The organism is Streptococcus infantis (assembly GCF_019929575.1).
In the GTDB taxonomy this organism is placed as follows: domain Bacteria; phylum Bacillota; class Bacilli; order Lactobacillales; family Streptococcaceae; genus Streptococcus; species Streptococcus infantis_L.
Window position 1 is genome coordinate 30,679 of record NZ_JAHZPU010000014.1, and the last position, 18,813, is coordinate 49,491.

The 18,813-nt window shown below is 39.9% G+C and carries 15 protein-coding genes and 2 pseudogenes; 9 read left to right on the forward strand and 8 right to left on the reverse strand.

The genetic code is table 11. From position 1 onward, the window contains the following. Window positions 1–380: 380 nt before the first annotated feature. Window positions 381–1,429, forward strand: a pseudogene (locus K1I67_RS06115) (DUF389 domain-containing protein). Window positions 1,430–1,634: 205 nt separating this feature from the next. On the opposite strand, the gene thrS reads toward K1I67_RS06115, so the two are convergent. The 3 genes and pseudogenes from thrS to K1I67_RS06125 all read right to left on the reverse strand — a co-directional run bounded on the left by thrS (window position 1,635) and on the right by K1I67_RS06125 (window position 4,276). Beyond that, window positions 1,635–3,578, reverse strand: coding sequence for a threonine--tRNA ligase (thrS, locus tag K1I67_RS06120; RefSeq protein ID WP_223339255.1), 1,944 nt, complete (start codon window positions 3,576–3,578; stop codon window positions 1,635–1,637). A 68-nt stretch (window positions 3,579–3,646) separates the two neighbouring features. Next, window positions 3,647–3,780: pseudogene (locus tag K1I67_RS09965) on the reverse strand (AAA family ATPase); the annotation flags it as partial. 121 nt (window positions 3,781–3,901) lie between these two features. Further along, window positions 3,902–4,276, reverse strand: coding sequence for a hypothetical protein (locus tag K1I67_RS06125; RefSeq protein ID WP_223339256.1), 375 nt, complete (start codon window positions 4,274–4,276; stop codon window positions 3,902–3,904). 204 nt (window positions 4,277–4,480) lie between these two features. Between K1I67_RS06125 and rpsO the strand changes: the two genes are divergently transcribed. The 6 genes from rpsO to K1I67_RS06155 all read left to right on the forward strand — a co-directional run bounded on the left by rpsO (window position 4,481) and on the right by K1I67_RS06155 (window position 9,990). After that, window positions 4,481–4,750 carry a 30S ribosomal protein S15 gene (gene rpsO, locus K1I67_RS06130; RefSeq protein ID WP_001018251.1) on the forward strand — a complete coding sequence of 90 codons (270 nt, stop codon included), beginning with the start codon at window positions 4,481–4,483 and terminating at the stop codon, window positions 4,748–4,750. A gap of 227 nt (window positions 4,751–4,977) precedes the next feature. Next, complete coding sequence (locus tag K1I67_RS06135; RefSeq protein WP_223339257.1) at window positions 4,978–6,024, forward strand: FecCD family ABC transporter permease; 1,047 nt, start codon at window positions 4,978–4,980, stop codon at window positions 6,022–6,024. A gap of 1 nt (window position 6,025) precedes the next feature. Continuing rightward, window positions 6,026–6,781, forward strand: coding sequence for an ABC transporter ATP-binding protein (locus K1I67_RS06140; protein ID WP_223339258.1), 756 nt, complete (start codon window positions 6,026–6,028; stop codon window positions 6,779–6,781). Between the two features lie 22 nt (window positions 6,782–6,803). After that, on the forward strand, window positions 6,804–7,814 hold the full coding sequence (locus tag K1I67_RS06145) for an ABC transporter substrate-binding protein (RefSeq protein WP_223339259.1): 1,011 nt from the start codon (window positions 6,804–6,806) through the stop codon (window positions 7,812–7,814). Further along, window positions 7,795–8,490 (forward strand): alpha/beta hydrolase-fold protein, encoded by a 696-nt coding sequence (locus K1I67_RS06150; protein ID WP_223339260.1) that lies wholly within the window; start codon window positions 7,795–7,797, stop codon window positions 8,488–8,490. The genes K1I67_RS06145 and K1I67_RS06150 overlap by 20 nt, the downstream gene beginning before the upstream one ends. Window positions 8,491–8,646: 156 nt before the next feature. Further along, window positions 8,647–9,990 (forward strand): DEAD/DEAH box helicase, encoded by a 1,344-nt coding sequence (locus tag K1I67_RS06155; protein WP_223339261.1) that lies wholly within the window; start codon window positions 8,647–8,649, stop codon window positions 9,988–9,990. Window positions 9,991–10,121: 131 nt separating this feature from the next. Here the strand turns inward: K1I67_RS06155 and K1I67_RS06160 are convergent, their stop codons facing one another. The 5 genes from K1I67_RS06160 to guaA all read right to left on the reverse strand — a co-directional run bounded on the left by K1I67_RS06160 (window position 10,122) and on the right by guaA (window position 16,454). Further along, window positions 10,122–11,123: a sensor histidine kinase gene (locus K1I67_RS06160; RefSeq protein ID WP_223339262.1), complete on the reverse strand. Its 1,002-nt coding sequence runs from the start codon at window positions 11,121–11,123 to the stop codon at window positions 10,122–10,124. Beyond that, window positions 11,113–11,796, reverse strand: a complete 684-nt coding sequence (locus K1I67_RS06165) for a response regulator transcription factor (protein ID WP_223339263.1) — start codon at window positions 11,794–11,796, stop codon at window positions 11,113–11,115. The genes K1I67_RS06160 and K1I67_RS06165 overlap by 11 nt, the downstream gene beginning before the upstream one ends. Window positions 11,797–11,828: 32 nt before the next feature. Next, complete coding sequence (locus tag K1I67_RS06170) at window positions 11,829–13,883, reverse strand: FtsX-like permease family protein (RefSeq protein ID WP_223339264.1); 2,055 nt, start codon at window positions 13,881–13,883, stop codon at window positions 11,829–11,831. Then, a complete protein-coding gene (locus K1I67_RS06175) occupies window positions 13,873–14,646 on the reverse strand; it encodes an ABC transporter ATP-binding protein (protein ID WP_223339265.1) in 774 nt (257 codons plus the stop codon). Before K1I67_RS06175 ends, K1I67_RS06170 begins: the two co-directional genes overlap by 11 nt. A 245-nt stretch (window positions 14,647–14,891) precedes the next feature. Next, window positions 14,892–16,454 carry a glutamine-hydrolyzing GMP synthase gene (gene guaA / locus K1I67_RS06180; RefSeq protein WP_223339266.1) on the reverse strand — a complete coding sequence of 521 codons (1,563 nt, stop codon included), beginning with the start codon at window positions 16,452–16,454 and terminating at the stop codon, window positions 14,892–14,894. Window positions 16,455–16,594: 140 nt separating this feature from the next. Between guaA and K1I67_RS06185 the strand changes: the two genes are divergently transcribed. Together K1I67_RS06185 and metK are read left to right on the forward strand one after the other, a co-directional pair. Further along, the gene (locus tag K1I67_RS06185) at window positions 16,595–17,293 is read left to right on the forward strand and encodes a GntR family transcriptional regulator (RefSeq protein WP_024054207.1); all 699 of its coding nucleotides are present in this window, start codon (window positions 16,595–16,597) and stop codon (window positions 17,291–17,293) included. A gap of 236 nt (window positions 17,294–17,529) precedes the next feature. Beyond that, window positions 17,530–18,720 (forward strand): methionine adenosyltransferase, encoded by a 1,191-nt coding sequence (gene metK / locus K1I67_RS06190; RefSeq protein WP_223339267.1) that lies wholly within the window; start codon window positions 17,530–17,532, stop codon window positions 18,718–18,720. The last annotated feature ends 93 nt before the right edge of the window (window positions 18,721–18,813 follow it).

The following is an 18,813-nucleotide window of genomic DNA, read 5'->3' on the forward strand; positions in this document are numbered from 1 at the left end:
AGTAGCTGGGATTTTGTCCCAGGTTTTATCTCTTATTTCTCAATACGTGATTTGTTGGCGATATCAGCTAGGATTGCTGCTACAAACTCATCATGTTTAAACATTAAAAAGGTATCTACTTTCAGAGGAGATATCGTTTTTCTTTTTCTTCGGATAAGGATACAAAAATTTCTTCCTTTCTCTATCTTTTAAATTGATTGAGTTCTTCAGAGAAAGGTTGTAAAATTTTTGATATAATATCAAGGATGGACTGATGGATATTTAAAAGATAATGTTCAAAAGAATGACAAGTGAGAATTAAAAATATGTCAAATTGGACAGATGTCTCTCTACTATCATCCATGCAGAAACAAGATTATATGAAATAAAAGGAGTAACCAATGACCGGAAACTATTCAACACGTGAATACCGTGAAAAATTATATGATGATCTTCATGTTCGATTAAGAGATACATTGATTTTGATGTGTTCGATTTTTATTGCCTCTATAGGTCTAAATATGAATTCAACAGCTGTCATTATTGGAGCCATGCTGATTTCCCCTCTTATGACACCGATTGTTGGATTGGGGTTTGGTTTAGCTATTTTTGATACGCGTTTAATCAAGCAATCTCTAGAGGTTTTATTTACTCAAGTATTGGTCAGTTTGCTTGTCTCGACTCTGTATTTCTGGATTTCTCCCTTATCTTATGCAAGTAGCGAGTTGATTGCACGAACATCTCCAACCATTTGGGATGTTCTCATTGCTATTGCTGGTGGGATAGCAGGAGTAATTGGTTCAAGGAAAAAAGAAGCAAACAATATCGTGCCTGGAGTAGCCATCGCAACAGCTCTGATGCCACCTATCTGTACTGCAGGCTATGGTTTAGCTAATGGAAATGTACGGTTTTTATCTGGGGCTCTCTATCTTTTCTTGATTAACTGTGTCTTTATCATGCTAGCCAACATTGTTGGAACAAGAATTTTGATGAGAAAAACTCCCTTAAGTTCATTTAAAGAGCTAAACATTAAAATGAAAATTGGCTTGATATCCTTGATTGTATTATTGGTTCTTCCAGCCAGCTATTCAGCAGTCACTCTGACGATGGATCAAGCGCGAAAAGAAGGGATTAAACAGTTTGTAGGAAAAGAGTTCGCCAACCATACGGTCATTAATCAAGTCTACAAGTCTAGGGACAATGAATTGGTCTTGACAGTTGTTGGAGATCCGATTTCAGAAGAAGAATTAGAAACAATCCGCCAAAAACAAGCCTCTTACGGTATTCAAACTGTTCAATTGAAAGTCAAGCAATTCAACAATTCGACAAAATTAGATAGTGAGACGATCAAGGAATTTTACGAAAACATTGACAAGTTATCGATCAAAAACTCTCTGAAAAAGATTCACAAAACGATCGCGCAAAAGAAAATGAAGCAGACAAGGACTGAGATAGTCAACTTATCTAACTCATGGAAGCAAATCTTGGGAGGATATCCTATATCCAAAAGTTAATGGATAGAAAGAATTATTGATGAGGATACTATTTGTGGTGGTTTGCCTAATCACTACTAACTCAGGCTAAATAAAGAAGCAACAACGTTTTCAGTTGTTGCTTCTTTATTTAGCTGGAATTTTTATCCCAGGTTTTATCGTTTATTTTTCAACTCGTGATTTGTTAGCGATGTCTGTAAGAATTAATTCTACAAATGCATCTACCGGCATAGTTTCAGTTTCTTTTTGACCATAACGGCGAACGTTTACAGCCTTCTCTTCCATTTCCTTGTCTCCAACGATTAATTGGTAAGGAATCTTTTGAGTTTGAGACGCACGAATCTTGAACTGCATTTTTTCATTGCGCTCATCCACGTCTGCACGGACACCACGGTCACGGAGTTTCTTCGCCACTTCCCAAGCGTAGTCCACGTGTTTTTCGTTAGATACTGGGATAAGGGTTACTTGGTGTGGTGCCAGCCATGTTGGGAAGGCACCCTTGTAGTTCTCAATCAAGATAGCTGTGAAGCGTTCCATAGTTGAGATAACTCCACGGTGGATCATAACTGGACGGTGTTCTTCACCATCAGCTCCGATGTATTTAAGGTCGAAGCGTTCTGGAAGCAAGAAGTCAAGCTGGATAGTAGAGAGGGTTTCTTCTTTTCCAAGAGCTGTCTTAACTTGGATATCCAATTTTGGTCCGTAGAAGGCAGCTTCACCTTCAGCTTCAAAATAGTCAAGTCCCATGTCATCCATAGCTGATTTCAACATACGTTGAGCATTTTCCCACATCTCATCATTATCAAAGTACTTGTGAGTATCTTGAGGGTCACGATATGATAAACGGAAACGATAGTCAGTCAAGTTGAAATCTTCGTAAACGTCGATAATCAATTGAAGCGTACGTTGGAACTCATCTTTGATTTGTTCAGGTGTTACGAAAGTATGACCATCATTAAGGGACATTTCACGTACACGTTGAAGCCCTGTAAGAGCACCAGATTTTTCATAACGGTGCATCATACCGATTTCAGCAATACGGATTGGCAATTCACGGTAAGAGTGCACGTGGTGTTTAAAGACTTCGATATGGTGAGGACAGTTCATTGGACGAAGAACGAATTCTTCACCATCACCCATATCCATAGTTGGGAACATATCTTCACGGTAGTGATCCCAGTGACCAGAAGTCTTGTAAAGTTCTACTGAGGCAATTGGTGGAGTGTAGACGTGTTGGTAACCAGCGGCGATTTCCTTGTCGACGATGTAGCGTTCCAATTCACGACGGATAGTGGCACCATTTGGCAACCAGAATGGAAGACCTTGACCAACTTCTTGAGAAATCATGAAGAGATCCAATTCTTTACCAAGTTTACGGTGGTCACGTTCCTTAGCTTCTTCACGCATTTGAAGGTAGTTTTTCAAGTCTTTCTTGTCAAACCAAGCTGTACCATAGATACGTTGCATCATAGCATTGTCGCTATTTCCACGCCAGTAAGCACCAGCTACGTTGAGAAGGTGGAAGATTTGGATGCGACCTGTTGATGGAACGTGTGGTCCACGGCAAAGGTCTACATATTCACCTTGACGGTAGATGGTTAAGCCACCTTCGTCTTCTGAGTGTTCTTCAATCAATTCCAATTTGTATGGATCGTTTTTGAAAATTTCACGCGCTTCATCTTTAGTCACTTCCTCACGAATAGATGGGAAGTTTTCTTTCACGATTTTCTTCATTTCTTCTTCGATACGAGGAAGATCTTCATTAGAGATTTGACCCGCTTGGTTGTCTGTATCGTAGTAGAAACCATCTTCGATAGCTGGACCAACACCCAAGTGAATATCTGGGAAAAGGCGACGAGCTGCTTGAGCGAACAAGTGGGCTGCTGAGTGACGCAAGATTGGAAGAGCATCTTCGTGATCAGGTGTCACGATTTCGATGCTTCCGTCTTCAGTGATAGCACGAGTTGTGTCAATCAGTTTGCCGTTAAATTTACCAGCAAGAGCTTTTTTAGCTAGGGAATTACTGATAGATTGGGCAATTTCAAAAGTTGTAACGCCAGATTCGAATTCACGAACAGCGCCATCTGGGAAAGTAATTTTAATCATGGTTTTCTCCTTATATTATTAGTTATCAATTATTTTTATAGCAGAAGTGTTTCCCTATTTCAGCAGTTTTAAATCAAGAAAAACAAAAAAGCGACCTCCTCGAAAGGACGTCGCAACGTGGTTCCACCTTCATTTATGTACAACAAAAACTGTTGACACCTCTGATTGGCTTTAACGTGGCCACCGTTTTATGTTTGCATAAAAGTTAGTAGAGTAGTATCAGTTTAGACTTCCTATGCGTTCTCAGCAACCACGCACTCTCTAAAAGAAAGATTCTAAGTGACTTGTCTCTATGCATTATTATAGCATGATTGCGAGATTTTTCAAGGATTTTGTGAAAGTTTTTTGTTTTTCAGTTTTTGAACTAGTTTCTTAATAGAAGCACCGATAGCCATACCTACTATGGCAAAGATTTCATAGGCTAAAAAGTAAGTCCAGATAAATTCACCAAAAGGTATGATAGTAAAGCAATAGAGCAGTCCGTTACCCAGTAACCACCAAAGTGAGAAACGGAAACGGTAGCTATAGAGTAGCGATACGATAAAGATTACTAAAGGAGTATAGAATAGAATATTATTAATGTAGAGACCCTTGAGCAAAAGGGGGTCAGAAACGACTCGCAAGATCAACTCGTACAGTGGCCAATAAAAGAAAAATACGACCAGATAGTAGGGGAGATATTTAAACAATTTACGCATGGTAATCACCTCTTTATAAAACTATCAACTTAGATATCCTTCCTATGAATATTATAGCATATTTGCAGTAAGAATAGTAAATCAGTTGACAAAGAAGTTAGTTATTGGTAGAATAGGAAATGTCGTAAAGACAAATAACTTCTTCTTGGTTACAGGCATGCCAACCTGTCACTCGGATGAAGCCAAATAAAAAGGAGAAACATCATGGCAATCTCAAAAGAGAAAAAAAATGAAATCATCGCACAATATGCACGTCACGAAGGTGATACAGGTTCAGTAGAGGTTCAAGTTGCTGTCCTTACTTGGGAAATCAACCACCTTAACGAACACATCAAACAACACAAAAAAGACCACGCTACTTACCGTGGATTGATGAAGAAAATCGGTCGCCGTCGTAACTTGCTTGCATACTTGCGTAAAAACGACGTTAACCGTTACCGTGAGTTAATCAACTCTCTTGGACTTCGTCGCTAATCTTGCGTCTAAAACGTTTCTATACTTCGTTGGCTTCGCCTCGATGTACCATCAGTACAATCTTCGGCTTGCCGCCTAGTCTATAAACGTTTTATCCAGCAAGACTCAAGCTCTCTGATATCAGAGGGCTTTTTTATTCATTTTTCTAGCCTTGTTCCTGCCTTGGAAATGTGGTATACTATTTATGAAAATTGTCTAAATTTTTAATTTTATTAAGGGAGGGTTTCATGATTTCCAAATCTTCTGGAAGCCATCAAAACCTGCGATATGTTTTTCTCCTATCTCTGTTGCTCGGAGCTTTGGGAGTCTCTCTATTTTTAGCTGTTTCTATGGGGTCTGTTCAGATTAGCTTGAGTGATACTTATAGAATTATTTTAAGTAAGATGGGGGCCCCTCTGGGTATAGGAGACCTTTCGAAGTCTACACTTGCTATTGTTTGGAATATGAGATTACCACGGGTTTTTCTTGGTTTGATAGTTGGTGCTGGCCTTTCCATGTGTGGTAGCGTCATGCAGTCAACGGTCAATAATCCAATCGCAGAACCTTATGTTTTAGGAATTTCAGCTGGGGCAACCTTTGGTGCGACTTTGAGCATCATTCTCGGGTTTAAGGTCATGATTGGTCTTGGCTCTTTCCTTGGAGCGCTTGTGGCAACAATTGCAGTTCTACTCATTGCATCCATGCAGGGCAGAATGACAACTTCAAGCCTGATTTTATCAGGGACAGTCGTAAATGCACTCTTTTTGGCTTTTTCAAACTTTATTATTTCAATTGGCGCTAATGCTGATAGTGTCATGACCATCAAGTTTTGGACCATGGGTTCTTTAGCGGGGACTTCCTGGGCTCACTTAACTTTGCCAACAATAATCGTGGGAATTGCTTTTTTATTTTTCTCTACCCAATATCGTGTTTTTAATGCCATGATGATGGGTGATGAGGCGGCTTTGACCTTAGGGATTCCCCTACGTTTTTACTGGTATCTTTATGTGACGATTGTGGCTATAATGACAGCAATCTTGGTATCGACCTGTGGGATCATTGGTTTTGTTGGTCTCATCACACCTCATTTGGCACGAAGCTTGGTGGGGACAAATTACAGAAGACTTTTTCCGATAGCTACTTTGCTCGGCGCGCTTTTTGTTGTTTGGGCAGATGTTCTTGCTCGTGTCTTGATTCAAAATGCTGAACTACCGATTGGTATTTTCACAGCCCTAGTAGGTGCTCCTTTCTTTATCTACATGGTTGGAAGTAGACGAAGGGAGGTGAAGGTCTGATATGGACTTAATGTGCCAGGATATTCACTTTGGAATCGGAGAGAAAAAAATTCTCAAAGGAGTGTCGCTCAAACTGGAGGGCAAGCAATTTCATACCATTTTGGGACCCAATGGAAGTGGGAAAACTAGCTTGCTGAAACTCCTCTATCGACAGGAAAAGCCAGATCAGGGATTGATTTGTCTAGATGGAAAACCCTTGGAACAAATGAGCGTCAAGGAAACGGCAAAGCAGATGGCAGTCGTCACGCAGTTTAATCAGTTACAATTTGATTGTAGGGTTGAAGAAATTGTTATGCTGGGTAGAACGCCCCATCTCTCTTTCTTACAAAAGGAAAAAGAAAAAGACTTTGCCTTGGTTGAGGATGCTCTGGTCAAGGTAGATATGTTCGAGAAAAGAAATCGCCTCTACTCTTCTTTGTCAGGAGGAGAGAAGCAGCGGGTTTTATTGGCACGCGCCTTGGCTCAAGAGCCGACCCTCTTGCTCTTAGACGAACCGACCAATCATTTGGATATCAAGTACCAGCTAGACTTGTTAACCATTGTCAAACATCTCAATATCAATGTGCTAGCAGTATTACACGATATTCAGCTAGCTTGTCGCTATTCAGACTATCTCTATCTAATGAAAGAAGGAGAGATTGTTTACCAAGGGACTCCAAAAGAGACCATCACACCAGAGTCTTTGCAGGCTGTCTATGGCGTCCAAAGTAGGGTTACTTGGACGGAAGACCAGCAAGCCATGATTCACTATTTATAAAAAATGAAAAGGAAAATAAAACATGAAAAAATCACTCAGTATTTTGCTCCTAACAGTAGCTACCTTAACTTTAGCAGCTTGTGGAAATAGTACAACAGAAAAAGCTACCACACAATCAAGCGCAGAGACAAGTCAAAAAGCTACTACAGAAACCAGCTATCCTGTAACTATCAAAACTTATGATGCCAAAGGAAATGAAGTCGAACAAGTCTTTGAAAAGGCTCCTGAAAAGGTCATCACTAACAACCTATCAACAACTGAAATCCTACTTGAACTTGGTTTGAAGGATAAAATTGCCGGCATGCTCAATCCTGATAATGCCGTAACTGGTAAATACAAGGATGCCATTGAAGCCATCCCTCATATTGGTGATAAGAAATCAGTCTCACAAGAAACGGTTCTTTCTTATGAACCAGACGCTTTGATGGGACGTAATATGATGTTCTCTGAAAAGTCAATGGGAACTATCAGTGCTTGGAATGAAAATAAAATCCCTGTTTATACGCAAAAAGCCTCACTTTCAAATATCCAACAGGATTTGGGAAATATCGTAGAAGATGTGAAGAATCTTGGTACCATTTTCAATATCCAAGACAAGGCAAACCAATACGCAGAGCAATTGCAAGCTAAAATCGATGCGGTTAAAAAAGCCAATCCAGAAACACAGGGTGAAAAGAAAAAAGCTTTGATTATGGTTGCCTACAATGACGAAACCTTTGGTGCCTACAAGTCAGCCCTCCAAGAAAGCTTGCTTAACCAACTTGGTTATACCAATGTTGCAACAGGAACATCTGGTTTGACCTTGGAAAACTTAGTATCAATGGATCCAGAGTTGATTATCTATGTAACTAGCGATCGTAATCAAAAGTTCGATGAAAAAGCAGTGGATTTGATGAAGGCAAATACTGTTTTGGAAAATGTACCAGCAATCAAGAATCAAAAAATCATGACTATCTCTTACGATGAGTTGATGGACTACGGTCCTGCAGTGATTGATTCCCTTGAAAAAATCAATGACTTTATCAAGAAATAAGGAGTTTAACTGGGAAGGGATTCGTGTTAGAGTCAGTCTTCCTTCAAACTATGACTCTAAACAAGCCTACCCAGTTGTGCTCTTAAACGATGGGGAACTAGATTATTTGTCAGACCTGTCCCAATCTGTGATTTTGGTGGGTTTGATTCCAGAAAATCGTCTGGATGACTTTACGCCTTGGAAAGCTAGTGCGTTGAAAGAAGGGGCCCCAGATTTTGGTGGGAAGGGAGATGCCTACCATCAAAAGCTCTTTCAAGGAATTCTAACAACTCTGAAAAAGGACTACTTGATTGATGAAAGTAGGATTGCCTATGGTGGCTATTCACTGGGCGGTCTTGCTGCTGTCTATAGTCTTTATAGTAGCCATCTTCCTGCGACCTGTATCTTTTCTATCTGTGGTTCTTTCTGGTATCCAGACTTTATAGACTTTTGCAGGGAACATGACTTGATTCAGAGCCAAAGTCTGATTTATCTGCAAAATGGTCAGACAGAAGGTGCCAATCATTCCAATCGTCTGTCTAAGGCTCCTGTTTTTGCAAGGGGACTACATGATCTGATATCAGAGAAAGTTTCCTCAACTTATTCCACTTTTGATGCTTACGGGCATCATGAAGCTCTTGATCAACGCTATCAACATTTTTGTGATTGGCTAATGAAGGAATGGGAGCTTACGTAAAAATCTAATACTCTTTGTTTAGGATGGACAGAGAGTATTTTTCTTGCCTTTAATCGGGTATGTTTTTACATTTCGGAGTGATTATCCAAACCGAAAGTTTAACTGAAATGCATCAAAATGTGGTATAATGAGTAGATAGATAGAATCGAGGATATTATGTCATTTACGAAATTTAAATTTAAAAAATATATAGAAGAAGCTTTGGAGGAGTTGAAGTTTACGACTCCTACCGAGGTGCAGGATAAGTTGATTCCTATTGTCTTGGCAGGTCGTGACTTGGTCGGTGAATCAAAAACAGGTTCAGGGAAGACTCATACTTTCTTGCTTCCAATTTTCCAACAGTTGGATGAAGAGAGCGACAGTGTACAGGCAGTTATCACAGCTCCTAGTCGTGAGTTAGCAACTCAGATTTACCAAGCGGCTCGCCAGATTGCAGCACATTCAGAAGTTGAAATTCGTGTTGCCAACTATGTGGGTGGGACAGACAAGGCGCGTCAGATTGAAAAACTGGCAAGCAACCAGCCCCATATTGTTATCGGAACACCAGGTCGTATCTATGATTTGGTAAAATCGGGTGATTTGGCTATCCACAAGGCTAAGACCTTTGTAGTCGATGAAGCTGATATGACCTTGGATATGGGATTCTTGGAAACAGTTGATAAGATTGCAGGTAGCCTTCCCAAGGACTTGCAGTTTATGGTCTTTTCAGCAACTATTCCGCAAAAACTGCAACCATTCTTGAAAAAATACTTGTCTAATCCAGTTATGGAAAAAATCAAGACCAAAACAGTTATCTCAGATACCATTGATAACTGGTTGATTTCGACTAAAGGTCGTGATAAGAATGCCCAGATTTATGAATTGACTCAAGTCATGCAACCATATCTTGCCATGATTTTTGTCAATACTAAGACTCGTGCAGATGAATTGCATACATACTTAACAGCCCAAGGCTTGAAAGTAGCTAAGATTCATGGAGATATTGCACCTCGTGAACGTAAACGGATCATGAATCAGGTGAAGAACCTTGATTTTGAGTACATCGTTGCGACTGACTTGGCTGCGCGTGGGATTGATATTGAAGGTGTCAGCCATGTTATCAATGATGCTATTCCACAAGACTTGTCCTTCTTTGTTCACCGTGTTGGACGAACTGGACGTAATGGTTTGCCAGGTACAGCTATTACCCTTTACCAGCCTAGTGATGACTCTGATATTCGTGAGTTAGAGAAACTAGGGATCAAGTTTGTGCCTAAGATGGTTAAAGACGGAGAATTCCAAGATACCTATGACCGCGATCGTCGTGCCAATCGTGAGAAGAAACAGGAAAAACTGGATATCGAAATGATTGGCTTGGTTAAAAAGAAAAAGAAAAAAGTCAAACCAGGCTATAAGAAGAAAATCCAATGGGCGGTCGATGAAAAACGCCGTAAGACCAAACGAGCAGAAGGTCGTGCTCGTGGACGTGCAGAGCGAAAAGCTAAGCGCCAGACATTTTAAAAATGAAACAAACACCCTGAGACAAGTATTTCAGGGTGTTTTTATGATATCAAAAAGGAAAGCAGAAGTGCTTTCCTTTTTGGTCTAAAATATGTGCTTTCTATGACTAGGCAATTTTCTTAATCGAAAAATTACGAAATAGAAAGAGAGATTTCAAATCCATGCATCCATTCGGATTTTACTACGATGTCGATTTTTAAAGCATCTGCTAATTGTTTGACAAGATAGAGACCCATACCTGTTGATTTTTTCCTTGTCTCTCCTGAATCACCTGTAAATCCTTTTTCAAAGATATGAGGGAGGTCGCAAGCTTTAACTCCACACCCATTATCCCTAATAATCAGGGTTTTGCGCCCTTTGTCACTTGACATAGAAATCTTGAGTTCTGGTTTGTCAGAGCTATATTTAAGGGCGTTGGCTAGTATTTGAGATAGGATAAATCCAAAACTGCGTTGATCGGTGTAGCAGATTCCTTGTATGTTCTCTAACTTAATCGTAAAATTCTTTTCTTTGAGCAAGGGATCAAAGTTCTCCAAAAGATCTTGGATACACTCTTCTAGGTCAAGGTCTTCAAATAGAAAATCATTTTTCTCACTTTTCACCCTGTAGTAGAATAGGATCTGTGATACATTTCCTTGGATTTGATTTTTCACATAGTCCAATTTAAAAGTAGTATCCTTAGGTAGTTGGTCACTTTGATTGTCTAAAAGGAGGGAAAGAAGCGATAAAGGAAGTTTAATCTCATGCGCCCATTTTTCAACATAGTCCTCGTACTCGGCTAGTAATGAGTTGAGTTTTCCTATTTGAGCCTGCTTTTGATAAAGTGTATTTGCTATTTTTTCAATGCTTTCTTTCTCTGAGGCACTTGATAAATTCAATAATTCAAGTTCAGTATCTGTCTTGGGATTGGCTATGAAGGCTTTATAAGCAGCGGATTTTTTTCTTTCTCTTCTTATAAGTAAGAATGATAGGACGAAAAAAAGCAGGACGGTGGCTAAAATATAGAGAAGGATGAGAGCTTGAAACATTCTCACATCTGAAAGCCAAAGCAGGACAGCTGTAAATAGATCAAATGCTAAGAGAACAAGTAACCAAGGCAGATAACTAGCTAGATATTTTAGATTATGTTTCATCTGGACTTACCTCTTCTAGCTTGTAGCCAATACCTCTGACGGACTTGACTTTAAGGGCAATGCCAGCCTGTTTCATCGCCTTTTTCAGCCTTGCAATGTTTACTTGTAGGGCATTTTCATCGATGAACTCAGTTGTATTCCACAGTTTCATGCTTAGTTCTTCTTTTGTGACGACAGAATCAGTTGCCACTAATAAGGTTTCTAACAATTTCCCTTGATTTTGAGGGAGTAAAATCGAATGTCCGTTGATATAAAGAGTATAGGTATTTCTATCCAGCAGGAAATTATCTTTTTCAAGCAAATTTTGTCTACCTTCATAGCGTTTCAAGATGTTTTCTATACGAGCCAAGAATCTTTCTTTCTTGAAAGGTTTTGTTAAGTACTCGTCAGCCCCTAATTTTAGGGCGTAAATCTCATCTTTTAGTTGTTCACGGGAGGTGAGAACCAATATGGGCACAGAGCGTTTGGACTTGAGATTTTTACAAATTTGAAAACCTGTTTCTCCTGGTAAATTCAAATCCAGTATGATTAAATCCGTATCGTATTGCAATACTTGCTGGCTTGTATCTTTGAAGTCAGTCAACTTATCAACTTGATAACCCGCTTTCTCTAACAAAATGACAATTTCATCTCGAATCAAGGCTTCGTCTTCAATAACCAGAATATGCTTCATATCGGCTCCTCCTTTTCCTATTTTATTCTACCTTATTCATCTCTTTTGGGTTCCATTAATGACAACAAGTACTTGTTGCTATTTTTCTTTACAATTCTTATATAGATGACTTCAAATCCAGCTAACAGTAGTATTATCAGCATGGCTGTGATAAATTTCTGCCCCATGGCCATTCTTGCACTGGCTGGTACTATTCCTGTGAGGAGGGAGCTCACTCCGAAGCTACTACTGATAAGTGCAAGAGCTATTGGCAGACCAAAATACCAATTGATTTGCTTTTCTGAAGATTTACAAAGAGTTTCGTAGTTTGCTCCAAGATGGATTAAGGTCTGGTATCGTCTGTAGGATTGTCTTTGTCCCATCAAAAACTGAACGCCGATAATTGTATTTGCGACAACAAGGAAGATGATAGCCAGATAGATGGTGATATAGCTGGCAGAGATAATGTAAAATAATTGTCTTCCCATATTTTGTATATAACTTTCATAGCCAAGAGGGCTTTGATTCAGCTTTTTATTGGTATCTGAGATAGCTTTCATCAGGCCTTTTTTCTTGACCAGCTCAGGAGCCAAGATACCACTAACATAATTTGAATACCGACCATCTGTATAGCTCATAAAGGTCTCATCTGGGACTATGAGGGCTACAGAAATGGTTATTTCACGATCCGTTACAATCGGTAAAGACTGAACCTCTCCAATCAATTTCACATCATTTCCCATGACTTTGATTTGAGGATTTGTTTTCAGAACAGAGTTAACTAGATTCTCATCCGGGAGAAAATCTTTCCCCATATACAAGTAGGCTTCCTTGTTTGTTAATTCTAGAGGAGGGAGATTGGCAGCCTTTCTAAGTTCATTGTATTCAGAAACTGGTATGAGGTGGGAAGTAGTAGACTGTTTAAATTTATGGAGCAAAATTTCCTTGTTCTTGCTGTCTTTTTGCTTTTTCAACTCCTTGATGACCTCTTCGAAGGACACGGACTCGTGTTCTTTCGGTTCGCCCACTTTGATTTGTAGAATCTTTGAAAACTGTGATGCCAGTCCAGCAGCTTCAAGCTCTTTTTTAACTGTATTTACATCAAGATTTTCATCTGTTTCCTGCTTGCTATCTCTAAATGTATAATCCAATACGTGGGTATGATTGCTTGAATTGCCACTTGCAATGGCCACACCTGCTCCAAAGAGGCACAAGGCAGAGAAGATTAAGAGGGAGCAGATAGCCAGTATAGTTGAGCGTTGGATAACTAATTCCTGAATCTGTCTAAAATTATAGGTGTGGAGTTTTCGATTGCTTCCAAGCTTGACCAAAAAGTCTATAAACAAACGCATACCAAAGAAGAGTAGTATAGTTCCTAGAGTACCCAAGAGAACAGTGATGCCCATTGTTATGACATTTTCCCAAGCTCGTCCACTCATCCCCAAGTAATAGGCTGTTCCTAGAAGCAAAATTCCGAGGACAGAAGCAAGAAGGTACACACCCTTGGGGAGTAGTTTCTTCATGCCAGAAGGAGAATAGGATAGCAGATCTCCGATTTCCTTATTGGCTGTTTTTGCACTTAAAAGAATAAAGACAGCTAATTTTACGGCTAGGAAACCGATGATTGTATAGAATAGAGCTGTAGTAGATAGAGAAAATTGATGTTCAATAATCCCTAGCCCAACAATTTTAGCGGTTATTAGGCTAATCAGTTCTGAAATCAAGATTGAAATTGGAAGACCTATTCCAAGAGCAAGGATACTGTTTCTCAAATCCTCGAGTAGGAGCAGCAAGAACAGTTTGCTTCTTCGCATCCCTAGCGTTAGATAGACACCAAATTCATGTTTTCTCCTTTCCATCTGCATACTGCTTGCGAAGTAGACTAGAAAAAAGAGAATAAAGAGGGTTGCTACATAAAGAATGGGAATCATGCTAAAGAGTTTATTTACAGCGTCACTCTCTATTTGTTTGAGAAAGATCATCACATCTTGATGGGACAAAGAAAGGATGATGTAAAAGGAGATAATAGAAAGAACCATGGAACTGAAATACAAGCCATTATTCTTTCGATCCCTCTTGCTATTTCTTGAGACTAATTTAGAAAACATTGCCATCACCTCCAGCCAGTGCAGACATGACCTTTAGTATTCTGTGGTAAAAGTCTTCTTGACTTTCTCTTGGATAATCGCGTCGAATTTCATGGAATAGTTTTCCGTCTTGGATAAACAAGATGCGGTTGCAAAAGCTGGCAGCGACTGAATCGTGGGTCACCATGAGAATGGTGGTTTCTTCCACTTGATTCATTTCGGATAATTTTTGCATCAAAATGGTCGCATTTTTTGAATCCAAAGCTCCTGTGGGCTCATCTGCAAATACAATCTTAGGGTCTAAAATCAAGGCACGCGCAGCAGCTACCCTTTGCCGTTGACCACCTGATAATTGAGATGGGAACTTATCCAGAAGTTCAGAAATATCTAGATATTGGGAAAGCAATTCTAACCGAACCTTGCTTTCGTTGGCATCGACCTTGTGTAAAGACAAGGGGAGTAAAATATTTTCTTTGGCTGTCATATTGTCCAAAAGCTCAAAATTTTGAAAGAGGTAACCAATTTCCTTGCCACGATAATCAGCTAACTGACTACCTTTTAACTGACCTAAATCTTTTTCTTGCATTTGAATGGAGCCGTCAGTTGGTTTGATGATAGTAGCGAGACAGTTAAGAAGGGTTGTTTTCCCAGAACCACTGCTCCCCATAATCCCTAAGAACTCACCTTTGACAACTTGAAAAGATATACCGTTCAAGGCTTTGGTGATATTCGGCTCTTTTCCATAATGCTTTTTTAATGATTCTACTCGTAAAATTGTTTCCATGTGAAACACCTCCATCTTTTGTTACTTTCATTATAATATGAATCAGAGTAGAATAACACTTACGGATGATGTAAGAAATCTTTATCATTAGGTTATTGGAGTTATACTGACTATATTATAGCATGGTTTCAAGGATTAAAAAAGAGGAGTTGAGAGTCGAGAAATTTTCCTAATATTGAAATTAAAAAAATAATACCACTGTAGTCCATGCTCCAGCAGTATTATTTATTATTTTATAGGAAACTTTACTCCCACTCTACAGTTGCAGGTGGTTTACTTGTAATATCGTAGACGATGCGGTTAACGTGGTCAACTTCGTTTACGATACGTACAGAGATTTTTTGGAGAACTTCCCAAGGGATCTTAGCGAAATCAGCTGTCATACCATCGATAGAAGTAATAGCACGGATAGCGATGGTGTAGTCGTAAGTACGGCCATCTCCCATAACACCTACGGAACGAACGCCAGTGTTAACAGTGAAGTATTGCCAGATGTCGCGGTCAAGGCCAGTTTTAGCAATTTCTTCACGAAGGATAGCGTCTGATTCGCGAACGGTTTCAAGTTTTTCTTCAGTGATCTCACCCATGACACGGATCGCAAGTCCTGGTCCTGGGAATGGTTGGCGCCATACGATGTGGTCTGGCATGCCAAGTTCTGTACCAAGGGCACGAACTTCATCCTTGTAAAGAGTATTGAGTGGCTCGATGAGTTCAAACTGCATATCTTCTGGAAGTCCACCCACGTTGTGGTGAGACTTGATCGTTTGAGCAGTATCCGTACCAGACTCAATGACGTCTGTGTAAAGAGTTCCTTGAGCCAAGAATTTCACATCTTTGAGTTTGCTTGCTTCGTCGTCAAAGACATAGACAAATTCGTTACCGATAATCTTACGTTTTTGTTCAGGGTCAGATACACCAGCTAATTTATCAAGGAAACGTTTGGCAGCATCTGCCTTAACGATGTTCAACCCAAACTTACCGCCAAGCATATCCATAACTTGGTCAGCTTCACCTTTACGGAGAAGACCGTGGTCTACAAAGATACAGATCAATTGATCGCCGATAGCTTTTTGGAGAAGAACCCCAACAACAGAAGAGTCAACACCACCTGAAAGACCAAGGAGGACACGTTTGTCTCCAACTTTTTCGCGGATTTGTTTGATTTGCATCTCGATGAAGTTATCCATGGTCCAGTCACCTTTTGCACCACAGATATTCAAGGCAAAGTTACGAAGAATATCATATCCGTGAACTGAGTGACGAACTTCTGGGTGGAATTGGATACCATAAATTTTCTTATCAGGGTTTTCGATAGATGCGTAAGGGCAGTCAGCAGAAGTACCAGTACGGACAAAGTCTGCAGGAATTTCTGTAACAGCGTCTCCGTGGCTCATCAAGACAAGTTGCTCTTCTGGAGTACCTGCAAAAAGAGCTGATTCTGTGTGAGTCAATTTTGATTGACCGTATTCACGGTTACCAGCATCGCCTGCAGGAACAACCTTACCACCAAGCTTGTGAGTCAAGAGCTGCATACCATAGCAGATTCCTAAAATTGGAATACCAAGTTCAAAAATCTCTGGATCAATATCAAATGATCCTTCTTCGTAAACAGAGTTTGGTCCACCTGAAAGTACAATCCCGATAGGATTGATAGCGCGGACTTCGTCAGCCGAAATCTTGTGACTTTTTAGTTCTGAAAAGACACCAATCTCACGGATACGACGTGAGATAAGTTGGTTATACTGGCTACCATAGTCCAGTACGATGATCTTTTCGACATCTTGCAAATCAGTTGAAATGTTGGTCATCTTTTCCCTTTCTTAAAAGAAATATCTTCTTGAATATTCTATCATAAATGCCCCGGAATTACCAACCAAACAAGTGCAGTTTGACTTTTCCCCATAAGATACGGTACAATGGAAAAAATAAAGAAAAGAAGTGAGCACGCATGTTACCAGCTTATATGAAAATCCACGACCAAATCAAGAAAGACATTGATGAGGGAAGTTGGAAAATTGGGGAAAGACTTCCAAGTGAGCGAGATTTAGCAGAAGAATTTGCCGTTAGCCGCATGACCTTACGTCAAGCAATCTCTCTTTTGGTTGAAGAAGGGGTTTTGGAACGCCGCGTCGGTAGTGGGACCTTTGTTTCAAGCACACGTGTTCAGGAAAGAATGCGTGGAACAACTAGTTTTACGGAGATTGTTAAAGCTCAAGGAAAAACTCCGTCTAGTCACTTGATTTCTTATCGTCGAACCATTCCAAATGAGCAAGAAGTGGCTAAACTAGGTTTACTGCCAACTGATAATATCATTCGTATGGAACGTGTCCGCTATGCAGATAAGGTTCCTGTTGTCTATGAAGTAGCTTCTATTCCTGAGAAATTTATCAAAAATTTCAAAAAAGAAGAAGTAACCAAGCACTTCTTTCAAACCTTGCAAGAGCATGGTTATCGAATTGGTAAATCTCACCAGACCATATATGCGCGTTTAGCCAAAGAAAAGATAGCTCATTACTTAGAAGTTGAAAAAGGGCATGCTATTTTAGGTTTGACTCAGGTTTCTTACTTTGATGACGGAACGGCTTTTGAGTATGTAAAGAGCCAATACGTCGGAGAACGGTTTGAATTTTATCTAGAAAATAATTAGTTTATAACATCACTCTTAAAATAGAAACTCATCTACTTTAAGAGTTTTTATTTGGTTAAGATTAGAAAACATTTTCCTAGTAAGAAAAATAGCAATCATACGAGTATTTTTCAAAGATTCGTGTTATAATAGTTAGGTTATATGGTCCCGATAAGGTGGTAGTGAACATCGTTTAACGATTCTCTACCAGTACTTTGTAACTCTATAACGAATATTTTTTAAGGGGGGACATTTTTATGTCAGAACGTAAATTATTCACGTCTGAATCTGTATCTGAGGGGCACCCAGATAAGATTGCAGACCAAATTTCAGATGCTATCTTGGATGCTATTTTAGAGCAGGATCCAGAAGCCCACGTTGCTGCTGAGACAGCTGTTTATACTGGTTCAGTTCATGTATTTGGAGAAATTTCAACTACAGCTTATGTAGATATTAACCGTGTCGTACGTGATACCATTGCAGAGATTGGCTATACCAACACTGAGTATGGATTCTCAGCTGAAACAGTAGGAGTTCACCCATCACTTGTTGAGCAGTCACCAGATATCGCCCAAGGTGTTAATGAAGCCTTGGAAGTTCGTGGAAATGCGGATCAAGATCCACTTGATTTGATTGGAGCTGGAGACCAAGGTCTCATGTTTGGTTTTGCGGTTAATGAAACTGAAGAACTCATGCCATTGCCAATCTCACTCAGCCACAAGTTGGTTCGTCGTTTGGCAGAGCTTCGTAAGTCTGGTGAAATTAGCTATCTTCGTCCAGATGCTAAATCTCAAGTTACTGTTGAATATGATGAAAATGACCAACCAGTACGCGTGGATACAGTCGTTATTTCAACTCAACACGATCCAGAAGTGAGCAATGAACAGATTCATGAGGATGTGATTAACAAGGTTATCAAGGAAGTGATTCCAGCTTCTTATCTTGACGATGAGACTAAATTCTTCATCAATCCAACAGGTCGTTTCGTTATCGGAGGTCCTCAAGGGGACTCAGGCTTGACGGGTCGTAAGATCATCGTAGATACTTATGGTGGTTACTCACGTCACGGTGGTGGTGCCTTCTCTGGTAAGGATGCGACTAAGGTTGACCGTTCAGCTTCTTATGCAGCTCGCTACATTGCAAAAAACATCGTTGCTGCAGGACTTGCTAAGAAAGCAGAAGTGCAATTGGCTTACGCAATTGGTGTAGCCCAACCTGTATCTGTTCGTATTGATACCTTCGGTACTGGTACAGTAGCGGAAAGCAAGCTTGAAAAAGCAGCACGTCAAATCTTTGACCTTCGTCCAGCAGGAATCATCCAAATGCTTGATCTCAAACGTCCAATCTACCGTCAAACAGCGGCTTATGGACACATGGGACGTACAGATATCGATCTTCCATGGGAACGCTTGGATAAGGTTGATGCCTTGAAAGAAGCAGTTAAATAAAGTAAAAAGGAGTTGATTTGTACTGACCCCAAAAAGTTAGACAATTAATTTAAGCAAAGGATTTAGTTCTGTATTGTACAGGACTAAGTCCTT